Genomic DNA, 15,264 nt, shown 5'->3' with positions numbered 1-15,264 from the left:
TCCGCCGTAAGGAAGATTTAACATGGAACAGCCAGACCCCTTCGGCTTCGTCGGCCTCACCTATGACGACGTAATGCTTTTGCCCGGGCACACCGACGTAATTCCAAGCGATGCTGACACCAGTTCACGTCTTACCCGCAGGATTCGGGTGTCTTCGCCACTAATTTCGTCTGCAATGGACACGGTGACCGAGGCTCGAATGGCGATCGCGATGGCCCGTAATGGTGGCCTTGGGGTGCTTCACCGCAACCTCTCAATCGACGATCAAGCCGCTTACGTTGACAAGGTCAAGCGCAGCGAATCCGGCATGATTACCAATCCGGTAACAACTACGCAACAAGCGACCGTTGCAGAGGTGGATGCCCTCTGTGGCCAGTTCCGCGTCTCCGGTTTGCCGGTCGTAGAAGAAGACGGCACGCTCGTCGGAATCATCACGAACCGCGACATGCGCTTCATCGAGCCGGAGGACATGGACTCGGTACTCGTGCGCGACGTTATGACCACGACCCCGCTCGTCACCGCTCCGGTCGGCATTGACCGCGAGGGTGCGATTGCCATCCTCAACAAACACAAGATCGAGAAGCTCCCTCTCATTGACGACGCTGGCAAGCTCAGTGGTCTCATCACGGTCAAAGACTTCGAGAAGACTGACCAGTACCCCAACGCCACCAAGGACGAAGAGGGCCGCCTGCGTGTAGGCGCTGCAATCGGATTCTTCGGCGACGCGTGGGAGCGCGCTGAGCGCTTGCGCGATGCGGGCGTTGACCTCATCGTTGTCGACACCGCCAACGGCGAATCCGCCGGCGTTATTGACATCGTTCGCCGTCTCAAGGCTGACTCCTCGTTTGACGCCATCGACATCATCGGCGGAAACGTCGCCACCCGCGCGGGAGCCCAGGCTCTAATCGACGCCGGTGTGGATGCCGTGAAGGTGGGCGTCGGCCCCGGCTCGATCTGCACAACCCGCGTCGTTGCCGGTGTCGGAGTACCGCAGGTGACCGCCGTGTACGAAGCGTCGCTCGCCGCACGCGAGGCCGGCATCCCGGTCATCGCTGACGGTGGACTCCAGTACTCCGGTGACATTGCCAAGGCACTCGTTGCTGGCGCGGAGACCGTCATGCTCGGTTCGTTGCTTGCGGGAACCGATGAGAGCCCCGGCGACCTCATCTTCCTCAACGGCAAGCAGTTCAAGAGCTACCGCGGCATGGGTTCGCTTGGCGCAATGCAGACGCGCGGCAAGAAGACCTCGTACTCGCGCGACCGTTACTTTCAGGCCGACGTTCCCTCGGACGACCAGTTGATCCCCGAGGGCATCGAAGGTCAGGTTCCTTACCGCGGCCCCGTTTCTACCGTCATGTACCAACTGCTCGGTGGCCTGCGTCAGTCGATGTTCTACACCGGCGCTCGCACGATTCAGGAGCTGCAGCAGAAGGGCAAGTTTGTGCGCATCACCGCCGCAGGCTTGAAAGAATCGCACCCCCACGACATCCAAATGGTTGTTGAGGCACCGAACTACCGTCGCTAACAGCGGCACACTCGCTGGCGTTTATGCCCGCGAGTGAGCGGTTGAGACACGCAGAAGGCCTGCGGAGAGCACTAGCTTTCCGCAGGCCTTTGCTGTTTGTGCAGGGGTGTGTGCTGCCTACGCGGAGACGTCGCGGCGGGTGAACACGAACCCGCCGATTACGAGTGCGAGGGCCGAGATGCCGAACAGGAGCCCGAGAGCGCCCGCGTCGGCGCCGTTGCTGAGCGGTGAGTTTCCGAAGGCCCAGTGGTAGGGCGACAGGGTGTGCAGCCACTCGACGTCACCGCTCTGATTGCCGAGCGAATTGAGCACATAGCCGAGCAGCGAGATTCCGGCTGCTGCCGCGGAGGCGTAAGCGCGGCGACCCGTGATGGCACCGACGGCGAGGCCGAAGCTGGCCGCGAGTACTCCGAGTGCCAGGAGTGTGAGACATCCGCCAATCACGTTGATCGGTTCGAGCTCGATTCCCGAGGAGTCGTTGAGCGCGAGAATCAGTAACGCAGAAACCGTCGCGAGCCAGACGATACGAAGGATTACCCCGAGGCTGCGCTCGGCCATCACCTGCACTCGCGAGACTCCATGCGCGAGTGTGAGTTCGAGCGAGCCTGACTCTTCATCGCCCGCAATCGCTGCCGAGCTCCAGAGCGTCGCGGCGATCGTGAAGAGCACGAATCCGATCAAACCCAAGTAGGTAGCCTGCACATAACCGGCGCCGCTCGACAGGTCTTCGAACCCGAGCGTGCTCGCGAGTCCCTCGGGCAGTGAGGCGATGATGTCGTCGAAGCCCGCGTTTTCACCCGAGAACGATGAGTACAGCGGAACGTAGAGGAAGATTGCGCCGGTGACTCCGGCGGTCCACCCCAGAAGCCCACGCCACGAGTCAGCAAGGTTGCGGCGGGTCAGCGGAAGGATGGTGCGGGGCGACTGGCTCATTTGTTTGCCTCTTTCGAGTAGAGGCCGATGACCGAGGATTCAAGGTCCTGCTCTTCGACCCGCAGGTCGACCACGTGGAAGGGAGCAATCGCCTTGACGAGCGCATCGATGTGACCCTCGACGGTGCCGGTGACCTGCACGACAGCGCCATCGGTCACGGTGAGGTGGTCAAGGTTCGGCAGCGCAGCGAGTGTTGATTGGATGCTCGCGGCCGAGGCATCCGCAAAGTCGACGAAAACGCGGCGCACAGCGCTGGCCCGCAGGCTCGCCACATCGCCGACCTTCACGATCACGCCGTTGCGTAGAACGGCGACGTTGTCGGCCGCATTCTGGATTTCGCTCAGCACGTGGGAGCTAAGGAACACGGTTTGGCCATTGTGTTGGGCTTCGCGCACCATGCTCAAGAACTCTTGCTGCACGAGGGGATCGAGCCCGCTGGTGGGTTCGTCGAGCACGAGAAGCTTCGGTTCGTGCATGAACGCTTGAACGAGGCCGAGCTTTTGTTTGTTGCCCTTGGAGAGTTTGCGCACGTGGCGACTGAGGTCGAGCCCCAACCGTTCGGCGAGCTCATCGATGCGACCAGGCGCAACGGGGCCACTGATTTCGGCGTAGTGCTTGAGCAAAGAGCGACCGGTCACGCGGCCTTGGAGAAGGAGTTCTCCGGGGAGAAAGCCGATCTTGCGGCGCAGTGCAGCACCGCCGCTGATGGGGGAGCGACCGAGAACGGTAGCGTCGCCCGAGGTGGGGCGGATGATGTCGAGCAGTAGCCGCATCGCGGTCGTCTTGCCGGCGCCGTTGGGGCCGATCATGCCGAACACGCTGCCCGTCTCGACGGCGAGATCCATGCCGTCGAGCGCAGTGTGGCGGCCGTAGCGCTTCGTAAGCGCTCGGGTTTCTATAGCAAGAGTCATAAGGGAGGCCGGGGCCTCGTCCTTTCGTGGGGCAAATCAGAGGGAAGTGACTAGGGGGTGGGGATGTCGGCGGCCATCGCAGGCGGATCGGGATCTTGCACGTGCTGGCGCATGTCTGCGGCTTCGCGAGTGGCCTCGGCGACGGCCTCGCGAGTGGCGTCGAGAGTCGAGCTGTCGGTGTAGACACCATGCGTGTAAATCTCGACAGCAGCGTTGCCCATACGACTCAGGCTGTCGAGGCTGAGCCGTGCGCTGTTCAGGCTGCGAGCGATGTGGCTCTGCAGGGTGAGCATCGACAGACTGTGGGTGACGAGGAGCACCGCTCGCGCGTGTTCGTCGTCGCTGGGATGCACGGCTCCGCTTGCGACGCCCTGCTCGAGCATCTCGCGGGAGAGTTCGACGAAGCGATCGAAGAGGTGGGCTCCGGCATCCGAATCATCGGTGAAGAGGCGACCCAGGTAGGTAAGCCAGGGTTCGTAGGTGTCGAGGTCGGCGTACCACTCGCTCACGGCGGCGCTCACATCGCCTTCGCCCATGCCCGCTTTGCGGTGGGTGACTTCGTTGATGATGAAGTCGTCGCACGCTGTCTTGAGGTCTCGCATGCTGCCGAAGTGGTGGATGACGAGGCCGGCGCTGACTTCGGCCTCGGCCGCGACGGCACGGGCGCTCGTCGCGGCGAAACCGCTGCGGCCGATAAGGCGAATCGCGGCATCGCGAATGCGGGCTTTGGTAGTCGAGTCATCCGTTCTTGAACGCATGTTTAACAAGCTAAACAGTTGTTCAGCGAATGTCAACGACGCACTGGTTCCGCCCCATCCCATGCGCGGTAGGCTGGAGTAGTGAATGATTTCGAGATTGGCCGTGCCAAGCGCGCTCGCCGCGTCTACTCCTTTGATGACATCGCTATTGTGCCCTCGCGCCGTACGCGTGACCCGCGCGATGTCTCGGTGAACTGGACGATTGACGCTTACACCTTCGACATCCCCGTTATCGCGGCTCCCATGGACTCCGTGGTCTCGCCCGCAACCGCAATCGCGATGGGTAAGCTCGGCGGTCTCGGCGTGCTCGACCTCGAAGGTCTCTGGACCCGCTACGAGAACCCCGAGCCCGTGCTCGAGGAGATCCGCTCGCTTCCCGCCGACCAGGCGACTGCGCGTATGCAAGAGCTGTACGCCGAGCCGATCAAGCCGGCGCTCGTCACGCAGCGTCTCGCTGAGATTCGCGAAGCCGGAGTACCCGTTGCCGGAGCGCTCAGTCCGCAGCGCACGAAAGAACTCCACCAGACCGTTGTGGATGCTGGAGTCGACCTGTTCGTCATCCGCGGTACGACCGTGAGCGCTGAGCACGTCTCCAAGACGAGCGAACCCCTCAACCTCAAGGAGTTCATCTACGAACTCGATGTTCCCGTGATCGTGGGAGGCGCCGCAACGTACACCGCGGCACTGCACCTCATGCGCACTGGAGCAGCCGGTGTGCTCGTAGGCTTCGGCGGCGGTGCCTCGAGCACTACTCGCACTGCCCTCGGCATCCACGCTCCCATGGCAACCGCCGTAGCGGATGTCGCCGGCGCTCGCCGTGACTACATGGACGAGTCGGGCGGCCGTTACGTTCACGTCATCGCTGATGGCGGACTCGGAACGAGCGGTGACATCGTCAAGGCCATCGCGGTCGGTGCTGACGCCGTCATGCTGGGTAGCGCGCTTGCCCGCGCTACGGATGCTCCTGGTGGCGGTTACCACTGGGGTCAAGAAGCTCACCACTCCGAGTTGCCTCGCGGCAACCGTGTTGAGGTCGGGCAGATTGCTCCTCTCGCCGAGATTCTCAACGGACCGTCATCTCACCCCAACGGTCAGTCGAACCTCGTCGGTGCACTCCGCCGCTCGATGGCGACGACCGGATACTCCGATCTCAAAGAATTCCAACGGGTCGACGTGGTCGTCGCTCCGTACAACACGCTGTAGCTGATACCGCGCGCTGAGCACACGCTCACCGCCAGACGCTGGAGGAAAAACAATGGTCAAGCCCCGATCGATTGCCCCGACAGCACCGCTGAGTGCCGAACAGCGCGCGGCCGCAATTGCTGCGTTGCGCGAAACAGAACTTGACGTTCTGGTGATCGGTGGCGGCATTGTTGGTACCGGAAGCGCTCTGGATGCCGCGACGCGCGGCCTGAGCGTCGGCATGGTTGAGGCGCGTGACTGGGCCTCGGGCACGTCGAGCCGTTCCTCGAAGCTCGTGCACGGCGGCATCCGCTATCTGGAACAGCTCGATTTTCGGCTGGTTCGAGAAGCGCTGAAGGAGCGCGGGTTGCTATTGCAGCGCCTGGCTCCGCATCTCGTGCGCCCCGTGCGGTTCCTCTATCCGGTTACTAAACCCGTGTTCGAACGCCTATATATCGGTGCGGGAATGTTGCTCTATGACCTCTTGAGCCACACGGGCGGACGACCTCCCGGAGTGCCTCACCACCGCCATTTGACGCGCACGCAAATGCTGCGTGCAGCGCCCAGCCTTCGCGGTGACGCCTTCCGTGGTGGTCTCACCTACTACGACGCTCAAGTCGATGACGCTCGTTACGTGTCGACGCTCGCACGCACGGCGAGCCACTATGGGGCGCATGTAGCATCGCGCGTTCGCGTCGAAGACTTCATCAAAGTGGGGGAGCGCGTTGTCGGCGTGATGGCCCATGACCGGGAGACCGGCGAGCGTTTTGAGATTCGCGCCAAGCAGGTCGTGAACGCGACCGGAGTGTGGACCGACGACACTCAAGCGATGGTGGGCGAGCGCGGCCAGTTCAAGGTGCGAGCCTCCAAGGGAGTGCACCTCGTGGTGCCGCGTGATCGTTTCCAGTCGAAGCTCGGGCTGTTGTTGCGCACCGAGAAGAGCGTGCTGTTTGTGATTCCGTGGGGCCGGCACTGGCTCATCGGCACGACCGATACTGACTGGGATCTCGACAAAGCGCATCCCGCAGCAACGGCGGCGGACATCGACTATTTGCTCGAACACGTCAACAAAGTACTGGCGGTACCACTGACGCGCGACGATGTCGAAGGCGTCTATGCCGGGCTTCGGCCGCTGCTGGCGGGGGAGTCCGACCTCACCTCTAAACTCAGTCGCGAACACATCGTGGCCCACACCGTTCCCGGTCTCGTGGTCGTCGCTGGCGGCAAGTGGACGACGTACCGCATCATGGCGAAGGATGCCGTGGATGCCGCCGTCGATGCGCTCGACGGCAAGATCTCTGCGAGCATCACCGAGGACGTCGCGCTGCTCGGCGCGGAAGGGTACAAGGCCGCGTGGAACAAGCGCTCGGCGCTCGCCCGTACCTATGGCGTGCACAAGTCGCGCGTCGAACACCTTCTCAACCGCTACGGAGTGCTTGCGACCGAGGTGCTCGATCTCGTGCGCGAGAAGCCCGCGCTAGCGGAAGCGCTGCCCGGTGCCGATGACTACCTTGCGGCCGAAGTCATCTACGCGGCCACTGCTGAGGGTGCACTTCATCTCGATGATGTACTGGCCCGCCGCACTCGTATATCGATTGAGGCATGGGATCGAGGCGTCTCTGCTGCGCCCGTCGCCGCGAAGCTGATGGCGGATGTTTTGGGTTGGGATGCCGCCCGTACCACCACCGAAGTCGAACGCTACTTGCAGCGTGTTGATGCCGAACTCGCGAGCCAACTGGAGCCTGACGATGAGTCGGCTGACAGGGTTCGCCTCGCAGCACCAGATATCGTTAGCGAGTGAGTACGAGCCCTTCCCCCCTGACTGACCCGGCTTCTGACACCGCACCGGCCACGATGTGGCAGATTGCCCGTCGGCCGCGCTGGATCGGCGCGCTCATCCTGGCTCTCGCCATCGCGGCGAGCTTTGCGGCTCTCGGGCAGTGGCAGCTCAGCCGCAGCCTCGAAGGTGGCGAGATCACCGAGCAGCAGAGCGAGACGATCGTGGCGCTCGATTCCGTCGCCACGGCTCAGGCTCCGCTCTCGTATCTGACGACCGGTCAAGCGGTGACATTTGAGGCCGAGCTGATTGCCGGTGACTACATCGTGCTCTCCGACCGCAACAACGATGTTGAAGGGCGCGGCTACTGGGTCGTGGGCCACGCCGTTGAGCCGAGCGGTGCCAGTGTGGCGGTTGCGCTCGGCTGGGCTGCGACGTCGGATGCCGCGGCATCCGCTATTTCACAGCTTGAGGCTTCGCCACTCGCCGCCTCCATCACGGGTCGCCTGCTGCCGACGGAGTCGCCGCAACAGTCCGACTTCGAGCAGGGGCAGCGCAGCGCTCTTGCCGTCTCCGAACTCGTGAACCTGTGGTCCGAGGTGCCCGCCGGAACCTACGGCGGCTACGTGGTTAGTTTCGAAGCCCCGGCTGGGCTCGAAGCAATCGATTCCCCGCCGCCGTCGACCGAAGTCTCGCTCAACTTGCTCAACGTGTTCTACGCCGTGGAGTGGGTCGTGTTCGCCGGCTTTGCCGTCTTCCTCTGGTACCGCCTCGTGCGGGATGTGTGGGAAGAAGAGCGCGAAGTTTCGACCCCTGACCCGGCCGTAGACTAGAACCATGGCTCTCGGTCCCCGGCTTTCAGATATCCCCAACATTCGTCGCACCCTCACGTTCTACAAGGTGTCGTCGATCATCACCGGTACCTTCCTGCTCGTGCTGTGCCTCATGATGGTGTTCCGCTACGGACTGGGTGGCGACATCGAGCTGAACGGACCCTCCGCTTTCTTGACGCTCACGCCGAAAGAGCTCGTGCAGGGCATCAACGTCTCGACAATCATCCTGATCGTTCACGGCTGGCTTTACGTGTTCTACGTCGCGGCCGACTTTATCCTCTGGCGCCTGACGCGATTCTCCTTCTTGCGCTTCCTCTACATCGCCCTCGGCGGTGTCATCCCCTTCCTGTCGTTCTTCCTCGAACGTCAGGTGCCTCGACTCGTTGAGGCGAAGATCGTGACACTCGAATCCGCTGCAGCTGCGAAAGCGGCCGGCGCTGACTCCGCAAAGGCAACTGCATGACCGACTCCACGGCCACATCCGCAGACACGAACGCTCGCCCCGTTCTCGTCGTCGACTTTGGCGCTCAGTATGCGCAATTGATCGCACGCCGTGTGCGCGAAGCCAACGTGTACAGCGAGATTGTTCCTCACACCATCACCGCTGAAGAGATTGCGGCCAAGAACCCGGCCGGCATCGTTCTGAGCGGTGGCCCGTCGAGTGTCTACGAGCCTGGCTCGCCCGACCTCGACCCCGGCATCCTCAAGCTCGGCGTTCCGGTTTTCGGTATTTGCTACGGCTTCCAGGTGATGGCCCGCCAGCTCGGCGGCACCGTTGCTAAGACCGGACTGCGTGAATACGGCGCTACCGACATGACGGTTCAGGGTGGAGGCGGCTCGCTGCTCGCCGACCAGCCAAACGAGCAGACGGTGTGGATGAGCCACGGCGATGCTGTGACCGAAGCCCCGGCAGGCTTCGATGTTCTTGCCAGCAGCGATGCGACTCCGGTTGCCGCATTTGCGAGCAAGGAGCGCGGTCTCTACGGAGTGCAGTGGCACCCCGAGGTGAAGCACTCCACTCACGGTCAAGACTTGCTCAAGAACTTCTTGCACGATGCTGCGGGCATCCCCGCCGACTGGAACAGCGGCAACGTGATCGCTGAGCAGGTCGAGCGTATCCGCGAGCAGGTTGGTTCGGCCCGCGTTATCTGTGGTCTTTCTGGTGGAGTTGACTCCGCTGTTGCTGCCGCCATCGTGCACAAGGCCGTTGGTGACCAGCTGGTCTGCATCTTTGTCGACCACGGTCTGCTGCGTCAGGATGAGCGTCGCCAGGTTGAAGAAGACTACGTCGCCTCTACCGGTGTGCGTCTCGTCACCGTCGACGCCGTTGACCAGTTCATGGATGCCCTCGCCGGAGTCACTGACCCCGAGACGAAGCGCAAGATCATCGGCCGCGAATTCATCCGCAGCTTTGAGAACGCCGCTGAGGCGCTCGTGCTCGAAGCTCAGGGTGGCGAAGAGCCCGTCAAGTTCTTGGTGCAGGGAACCCTGTACCCGGATGTCGTGGAAAGTGGCGGCGGAACCGGCACGGCCAACATCAAGAGCCACCACAACGTGGGCGGCCTGCCCGAAGACTTGCAGTTCCAACTCGTTGAACCACTGCGCACCCTGTTCAAGGATGAGGTTCGTGCGATCGGTCGCGAGTTGGGATTGCCGGAGGTCATTGTTGGCCGCCAGCCGTTCCCTGGCCCTGGCCTCGGTATCCGCATCATCGGTGAAGTCACTCACGACCGTCTCGAACTGCTGCGCAAGGCTGACGCGATCGCTCGCGCCGAGCTCACCGCTGCGGGTCTCGACGACTCGATCTGGCAGTGCCCCGTTGTTCTGCTCGCCGACGTTCGTTCGGTGGGCGTTCAGGGCGACGGCCGCACCTACGGTCACCCGATCGTGTTGCGCCCGGTGTCGTCGGAAGATGCGATGACCGCCGACTGGACTCGCTTGCCCTACGACGTTCTGGCCAAAATTTCTAACCGCATCACCAATGAGGTAGATGGGGTGAACCGCGTGGTTCTCGACGTCACGTCGAAGCCGCCAGGAACCATCGAGTGGGAATAAGAATTTAACAACAAAGCCCCCGTCACCCGGCTATCGCCGAGGTGACGGGGGCTTTGTCGTTGCGAGACGGTGGCGCTAGTCGCGAAGGATCGCGAAGAAGCGCAGCAGCTCGAGGTACAGCCAAATTACGGTGACCATGATGCCGAAGGCACCCTTCCAGCCGTAGGCGCGAGGTGCACGGTTGGCGGCACCCTTTTGGATGAAGTCGAAGTCAAGCACGAGCGAGTATGCGGCCATGATGACGACAAGCACACCGATGATGGCACCGAGCGGGATGCCCATGAACTCGATGCTGCGAAGCCCCTGCGTTCCCTGCGTAACTCCGGTGAGCATCAGAATGAGATTGACGAGGGAGAACACGACGTAGCCGATAAGGGCGATCATGAACACCTTGGTGGCCTTCTTCGACGCGCGAATCTTGCCGCTGGCGAAGAGCGCGAGAGTAACTCCGACGACAACAATGGTTGCGATTACGGCCTGAGTGACGACTCCGCCGTAGGCGTTCTCATAGAAACGCGAGATGCCACCAACGAAGACACCTTCGACCGCCGAGTAGGCGAGAACAAGGGCGCCGGAGGGCTGCTTCTTGAAGATGTTGACGAGCGCGAGGACGAAACCGACCAAGCCCGCACCCATCCAGAGAAGGGGAAATGCGGGCGCAATGATCCAGCTAATGGCTGCACCAATCACGAGGAGCGCGAAGGCTCCGGCAGTCTTAGCAATGGTGTCTTCGACGGTCATGACATCACCGGAGTCGGGAGCCGACTCGCGGTTGTACATGTCGTTAAGTTTTTGGGTGGATACCTGGTTCGCTACGGCGATTCCGCCGCGCGAGCTAAACGCAGCATCGCGGGAGAAAGCGGGGTTATTGAGTGCCATGATTCCTCTGCTTGGGGTGGTGTCACACTTTTGTGACGCACCCCAAAACTACCGGAGTTCGCTGAGAAATGCCGGACTTTCAGCGCCGCACGGCTGCGCTCTGAGCGATCAGCTGGGCAACCCACGCTGCGGCCACGAGAACGACCGCCGAAATGGCGAGTGCCTGAGGCATCGAGGAGTACTCCTGATAGAAGCGCGTCAGCACAACCCCGTTCGCGACTGGGATGATGAGCGCGAGGTAGGAGATCAGCGGTCGGTGTCGCACGATAAGCCAACAGAGCAGCGGGATGGCGAGCGTCCACATCGACATCGGGCCGGTGAGCATGATCCAGATCTGGCTGACCGCGGGCAGGGCCACGATCATCCGGCGCCAGCCCTTCGCGGGCATGATCGACCAACCGACGACCGTGGCAGTAGTGCCGATCAGCAAAATTATGAGGGTGTAGTTATTGGCACCCTGCAAATGCACGGCACCCGCAATGATGAGCACGAGCCCCGCACAATAGCGGTCGGCGTAGTGACCCCACTTGAGCGGGAGCCGCCGGGTGGGTTCCCAGTCGCGGGCGAGCGAGAACCGGTTAGCTGACATTGGTCAGCAGCGAGTACAGCAGGATGCCCCACACGACCAACCACACGTAGCCGAGCACCGTAGCGATGCGGGCCATGATCATGCCGCGTTCGCCGTTCTCTTTGATCTGGCGCATCGCGAGGTGACCGAAGATCAGCGCGGGCGCTCCACCGAAAGCGGCGAGAATGAGCGCGAGAATCGCGATGGGGTTCGTTCGGGGCGCTGCTAACGGCGCCGGGCGCGCTGCATCCGCCGAGGTGGGTTCTCCGCAATAGATGCAGAATTTCCACTCCGGTTGCACTTGGGCAGCGCATGACGAACATTCGGGCATGTCCCCAATATTAGTGGGAGCCGATGAAACGCATATTCTTGACTCAATGAGCACCACCATTCGCCCGCTTGTGATCGGGCACCGCGGGGCAAGCGGCTATCGCCCAGAGCACACTAGAGCCGCCTACGAACTTGCGTTCACGCTGGGGGCGGATGCCGTCGAACCCGACATCGTCGCGACTCGGGATGGCGTGCTGGTGCTGCGCCACGAGAACGAGATTTCGGGCACAACGAACGTTGCCGAGCATCCGGAATTTGCGGATCGGCGTACTTCCAAGACTATCGATGGCGACGCGATCACGGGATGGTTCACTGAGGACTTCACGTGGGACGAACTCTCGACGTTGCGGGCCCGCGAGCGGCTGCCCGAGGTGCGTCAGGCGAGCACGACCCACAACGACGGATCGCCGATTCTGCGCTTGAGCGACCTTCTGGAAATTGTTGACCAGCACCCGGAGGCGACGCGTCGCCCGCTGAAGATCGTTGCCGAGATCAAGCACGCGAGTTACTTTGCGTCGATCGGGTTGCCGCTCGACGAACTCTTTGCGCGCGACGTGCGGGAGTGGGCCACGGCCGACAACTTGATCATCGAATCGTTCGAGCAGAGCGTGCTGCACCGCATCCGGGATCGAGGGATTCCGGGGAAGCTGGTGTTCTTGCTCGAGTCGAGCGGTGCACCTTCTGATCTGATCGCCCAGCACGGTTCGAAGGCGCGCAGCTATGCCGATCACCTCAGTGACGACGGGCTCGCTCAGCTCGCGCGCGAAGTCGACGGCATCAGCGTGGACAAGAAAATGCTCATGCTCAAGGATCTGGCCGGCAACCTCACGGGGACGAACGACCTGGTTGACCGTGCTCACGCCGCCGGTCTCCTCGTTTTCTGCTGGACCCTGCGCGCCGAGAATCGGTTCTTGCCGAAGAACCTGCGCTCGAGCAAGCAGCCTGAACAACACGGAGACTGGCTCGCAGAGTTTCGCACCCTCATGGATTCCGGTCTCGATGGTGTCTTTGCCGACCAACCCGACCTCGCGGTCACTGCGCGCGGGTAGAGTCGAGGGGCGATGACGACAGCTCTTGACTCTCACGACCCTGGCCGTTCTGACGACGGCAATCCCGTTGGCGACCCTCTGCTCGATGGGCTGAATCCGCGCCAACGCGAAGCCGTTGAGTACCGCGGCCCCTCGCTGCTGATTGTGGCGGGTGCCGGTTCGGGCAAAACGAGCGTGCTCACGCGTCGTATCGCCGGGTTGTTGCGCTCGCGTGAAGCATGGCCGAGCCAAATTCTGGCCATCACCTTCACCAATAAGGCTGCCGCCGAAATGCGCGAGCGCGTCGGTTCGATCGTCGGCGACTCGGCTGAGGGCATGTGGATCTCCACCTTCCACTCCGCGTGTGTGCGCATCTTGCGGCGCGAAGCGGAAGCCTTCGGGTTCTCCAAGAACTTCACCATTTACGACTCGGCCGATAGCAAAGCGCTACTCAAGCGAATTCTCAAAGAGCTCGACGCCGACATGTTTGGCCTCACCGTCAGCAAGGCCGCTAATCGCATCTCGCAACTCAAGAACGAGCTAACTGACGTCGAAGGTTTCGCGCGGGATGCCAACCTGAACGACCCGACAGAGAAGAAATTTCTTGAGGTCTTCCGCCGCTACACGCGCGGTCTCAGCGATGCCAACGCTTTCGACTTTGACGACCTCATCGGTCAGACGGTCTACCTCTTCCGGGCGTTCCCGCACATTGCGGCAACGTACCAGCGCCGCTTCAAGCACATCCTTGTCGACGAGTATCAGGACACGAACCACGCGCAGTACTCGCTGATTCGTGAGCTGACCAAGCCGCCGGCTCCCGAGCAATTCGAGACCTCGCCTGGCGTACTCGTGCAGGGGCAGTCCAACGAACTCGAGGCTGCGTCGCTCACGGTGGTGGGCGACAGCGATCAGTCGATCTATGCGTTCCGCGGGGCCGACATACGCAACATCGTGGAATTTGAGCGTGACTTTCCCCGCTCGACCGTGATTCTGCTTGAGCAGAATTACCGTTCGACCCAGACGATTCTGGATGCCGCCAACGCGGTTATCTCCCACAACTTTGACCGCAAAGACAAGAAGCTCTTCACGACTGTCGGCGCGGGCGACAAGATCGTCGGCTTTACCGGGTACTCGGGGCACGACGAAGCGCAGTTTGTGGCGGATGAAATCCAGAAGCTGCACGTTGAAGGCGTCGCTTACAAAGACATTGCCGTCTTCTATCGCACCAACTCGCAAACACGTGCGCTGGAAGAGATCTTCATTCGCGCGGCCCTGCCGTACCGAGTTCTCGGGGGCACGAAGTTCTACGAGCGCGCGGAAATCAAGGATGCCTTTGGCTATCTGATTGCGGTGGCGAACCCGGCGGATCCACTGGCCTTGCGCCGCATCATGAACACCCCGAAGCGGGGCATCGGTCCGGCGACCGAGGCCGCGCTGCAGGCGTGGGCGGATGCCCGAGAGATGACCCTGCGCGATGCAATGCGCAACGCCTCCGAACTCGGTCTGGGCCCCAAGGTGACGAAAGCGATCGTCGGTTTGGCCGAGGTGCTCGACGAGGTAATGGCGAAGGTGGAAACATCCAAGCCTGCCGATATTTTGACCGAGCTGCTCGAACGCTCGGGCTACCTTGCTGCGCTGCGTGCCTCGCAAGACCCACAGGATGAAGCTCGCGCCGAGAACGTGGACGAGCTCGTGGCCGTGACCAAGGAGTTCGGCAAGAACAACCCCGATGGCACCCTGCTCGACTTCCTCACCGAGGTATCGCTCGTGGCCGCGGCCGATGACCTTGATGACTCAAGCGGAACTGTGTCGCTCATGACGCTGCACACCGCGAAGGGCCTCGAGTACGACTCCGTGTTCCTCACCGGTGTTGAAGAAGACCTGCTGCCTCACCGTATGTCGGCCAACGAGCCCGGTGGCCCCGCTGAAGAGCGTCGCCTGTTCTATGTAGGCATCACGCGTGCTCGCAAGCGACTCTTCCTCTCGCTCGCGATGACTCGCGCGCAGTTCGGCGAGGTCAACGTGGCAATGCCGAGCCGTTACCTGCAAGAGATTCCGACCGAACTCATCGAGTGGAAGCAGTCGCCGGGAATGGCGAACTCGCGTGGCGGCACTCAGTCGAGGGCGCTCAACGCTCGCCGCGATGGCAACGGCGGTGGCGGCTCGTGGTCTGGTTCGCTCCGGGCGGCGGCAGCGGGCGGATTGCCGCCGGCACCTCCACGCGCCAAGACCGAATGGGCCAATGCGGTCACTGCAACCGTGCGCGACAACGGTGACCTCACTCTGGCGGCGGGCGACCGCATCCGCCACACTGACTTTGGTGACGGAACCGTGAATCAAGTCACGGGCGCTGGCCCGAAGAGCATTGCTGACGTTCAATTCGACACCGCAGGGCGCAAGCGCCTGCTGATCAAGATTGCTCCCATTGAGAAACTTTGATTCCGAAGGAACACCGCAGTCGGGTACGCCGCGTCACTGGGAGCCT

The 15,264-nt window shown here is 62.2% G+C and carries 14 protein-coding genes; 8 read left to right on the top strand and 6 right to left on the bottom strand.

Annotation, left to right across the window (positions count from 1 at the left end; genetic code table 11):
• Positions 1 to 22: 22 nt before the first annotated feature.
• On the top strand, positions 23 to 1,525 hold the full coding sequence (guaB, locus tag ACWTV1_RS05305) for an IMP dehydrogenase (protein ID WP_498504407.1): 1,503 nt from the start codon (positions 23 to 25) through the stop codon (positions 1,523 to 1,525).
• A 117-nt stretch (positions 1,526 to 1,642) separates the two neighbouring features.
• Here the strand turns inward: guaB and ACWTV1_RS05300 are convergent, their stop codons facing one another.
• Genes ACWTV1_RS05300 through ACWTV1_RS05290 form a run of 3 tightly spaced genes read right to left on the bottom strand, consistent with a single transcriptional unit; the run spans position 1,643 to position 4,127 of the window.
• A complete protein-coding gene (locus ACWTV1_RS05300; protein WP_498504406.1) occupies positions 1,643 to 2,458 on the bottom strand; it encodes an ABC transporter permease subunit in 816 nt (271 codons plus the stop codon).
• Entirely contained in the window at positions 2,455 to 3,369 is a 915-nt protein-coding gene (locus tag ACWTV1_RS05295; protein WP_498504405.1) for an ABC transporter ATP-binding protein, read from the bottom strand. Before ACWTV1_RS05295 ends, ACWTV1_RS05300 begins: the two co-directional genes overlap by 4 nt.
• A 50-nt stretch (positions 3,370 to 3,419) precedes the next feature.
• Positions 3,420 to 4,127 carry a TetR family transcriptional regulator gene (locus ACWTV1_RS05290; RefSeq protein WP_498504404.1) on the bottom strand — a complete coding sequence of 236 codons (708 nt, stop codon included), beginning with the start codon at positions 4,125 to 4,127 and terminating at the stop codon, positions 3,420 to 3,422.
• An 81-nt stretch (positions 4,128 to 4,208) separates the two neighbouring features.
• Here ACWTV1_RS05290 and ACWTV1_RS05285 point away from each other — a divergent pair, with 81 nt between their 5' ends.
• Genes ACWTV1_RS05285 through guaA form a run of 5 tightly spaced genes read left to right on the top strand, consistent with a single transcriptional unit; the run spans position 4,209 to position 9,974 of the window.
• Positions 4,209 to 5,330 carry a GuaB3 family IMP dehydrogenase-related protein gene (locus tag ACWTV1_RS05285; RefSeq protein ID WP_498504403.1) on the top strand — a complete coding sequence of 374 codons (1,122 nt, stop codon included), beginning with the start codon at positions 4,209 to 4,211 and terminating at the stop codon, positions 5,328 to 5,330.
• Positions 5,331 to 5,382: 52 nt separating this feature from the next.
• Complete coding sequence (locus tag ACWTV1_RS05280; RefSeq protein ID WP_498504402.1) at positions 5,383 to 7,110, top strand: glycerol-3-phosphate dehydrogenase/oxidase; 1,728 nt, start codon at positions 5,383 to 5,385, stop codon at positions 7,108 to 7,110.
• Complete coding sequence (locus ACWTV1_RS05275) at positions 7,107 to 7,919, top strand: SURF1 family cytochrome oxidase biogenesis protein (RefSeq protein WP_498504401.1); 813 nt, start codon at positions 7,107 to 7,109, stop codon at positions 7,917 to 7,919. The genes ACWTV1_RS05280 and ACWTV1_RS05275 overlap by 4 nt, the downstream gene beginning before the upstream one ends.
• Positions 7,920 to 7,923: 4 nt before the next feature.
• On the top strand, positions 7,924 to 8,382 hold the full coding sequence (locus ACWTV1_RS05270) for a DUF3817 domain-containing protein (RefSeq protein WP_498504400.1): 459 nt from the start codon (positions 7,924 to 7,926) through the stop codon (positions 8,380 to 8,382).
• Positions 8,379 to 9,974, top strand: a complete 1,596-nt coding sequence (gene guaA / locus ACWTV1_RS05265; RefSeq protein WP_498504399.1) for a glutamine-hydrolyzing GMP synthase — start codon at positions 8,379 to 8,381, stop codon at positions 9,972 to 9,974. The genes ACWTV1_RS05270 and guaA overlap by 4 nt, the downstream gene beginning before the upstream one ends.
• Positions 9,975 to 10,049: 75 nt before the next feature.
• Here guaA and ACWTV1_RS05260 read toward each other — a convergent pair whose 3' ends face one another.
• From ACWTV1_RS05260 to ACWTV1_RS05250, 3 genes are all read right to left on the bottom strand, one after another.
• Entirely contained in the window at positions 10,050 to 10,853 is an 804-nt protein-coding gene (locus ACWTV1_RS05260) for a Bax inhibitor-1/YccA family protein (RefSeq protein ID WP_498504398.1), read from the bottom strand.
• A 79-nt stretch (positions 10,854 to 10,932) separates the two neighbouring features.
• Positions 10,933 to 11,442, bottom strand: coding sequence for a hypothetical protein (locus tag ACWTV1_RS05255; RefSeq protein ID WP_498504397.1), 510 nt, complete (start codon positions 11,440 to 11,442; stop codon positions 10,933 to 10,935).
• Positions 11,432 to 11,752, bottom strand: a complete 321-nt coding sequence (locus tag ACWTV1_RS05250) for a DUF4190 domain-containing protein (protein ID WP_341619252.1) — start codon at positions 11,750 to 11,752, stop codon at positions 11,432 to 11,434. The genes ACWTV1_RS05255 and ACWTV1_RS05250 overlap by 11 nt, the downstream gene beginning before the upstream one ends.
• A 46-nt stretch (positions 11,753 to 11,798) precedes the next feature.
• On the opposite strand from ACWTV1_RS05250, the gene ACWTV1_RS05245 reads away from it, so the two are divergent.
• The gene (locus ACWTV1_RS05245; protein ID WP_498504396.1) at positions 11,799 to 12,800 is read left to right on the top strand and encodes a glycerophosphodiester phosphodiesterase family protein; all 1,002 of its coding nucleotides are present in this window, start codon (positions 11,799 to 11,801) and stop codon (positions 12,798 to 12,800) included.
• Positions 12,801 to 12,812: 12 nt separating this feature from the next.
• A complete protein-coding gene (locus ACWTV1_RS05240) occupies positions 12,813 to 15,218 on the top strand; it encodes an ATP-dependent helicase (RefSeq protein ID WP_498504395.1) in 2,406 nt (801 codons plus the stop codon).
• Positions 15,219 to 15,264 lie beyond the last annotated feature (46 nt).

The sequence above is a fragment of the Salinibacterium sp. VpJ6 genome, from assembly GCF_059767345.1.
Note: the sequence above shows the minus strand (reverse complement) of the source record. Positions and strands in the feature narration are given on the sequence as shown.

What these genes read in the sequence shown, in the direction of transcription:
- guaB (WP_498504407.1), top strand. Translation starts at nt 23, where the DNA reads ATGGAACAGCCAGACCCCTTCGGCTTCGTCGGCCTCACCTATGACGAC.
- ACWTV1_RS05290 (WP_498504404.1), bottom strand. Translation starts at nt 4,127, where the DNA reads ATGCGTTCAAGAACGGATGACTCGACTACCAAAGCCCGCATTCGCGAT.
- guaA (WP_498504399.1), top strand. Translation starts at nt 8,379, where the DNA reads ATGACCGACTCCACGGCCACATCCGCAGACACGAACGCTCGCCCCGTT.
- ACWTV1_RS05270 (WP_498504400.1), top strand. Translation starts at nt 7,924, where the DNA reads ATGGCTCTCGGTCCCCGGCTTTCAGATATCCCCAACATTCGTCGCACC.
- ACWTV1_RS05280 (WP_498504402.1), top strand. Translation starts at nt 5,383, where the DNA reads ATGGTCAAGCCCCGATCGATTGCCCCGACAGCACCGCTGAGTGCCGAA.
- ACWTV1_RS05255 (WP_498504397.1), bottom strand. Translation starts at nt 11,442, where the DNA reads ATGTCAGCTAACCGGTTCTCGCTCGCCCGCGACTGGGAACCCACCCGG.
- ACWTV1_RS05295 (WP_498504405.1), bottom strand. Translation starts at nt 3,369, where the DNA reads ATGACTCTTGCTATAGAAACCCGAGCGCTTACGAAGCGCTACGGCCGC.
- ACWTV1_RS05245 (WP_498504396.1), top strand. Translation starts at nt 11,799, where the DNA reads ATGAGCACCACCATTCGCCCGCTTGTGATCGGGCACCGCGGGGCAAGC.
- ACWTV1_RS05240 (WP_498504395.1), top strand. Translation starts at nt 12,813, where the DNA reads ATGACGACAGCTCTTGACTCTCACGACCCTGGCCGTTCTGACGACGGC.
- ACWTV1_RS05300 (WP_498504406.1), bottom strand. Translation starts at nt 2,458, where the DNA reads ATGAGCCAGTCGCCCCGCACCATCCTTCCGCTGACCCGCCGCAACCTT.
- ACWTV1_RS05250 (WP_341619252.1), bottom strand. Translation starts at nt 11,752, where the DNA reads ATGCCCGAATGTTCGTCATGCGCTGCCCAAGTGCAACCGGAGTGGAAA.
- ACWTV1_RS05260 (WP_498504398.1), bottom strand. Translation starts at nt 10,853, where the DNA reads ATGGCACTCAATAACCCCGCTTTCTCCCGCGATGCTGCGTTTAGCTCG.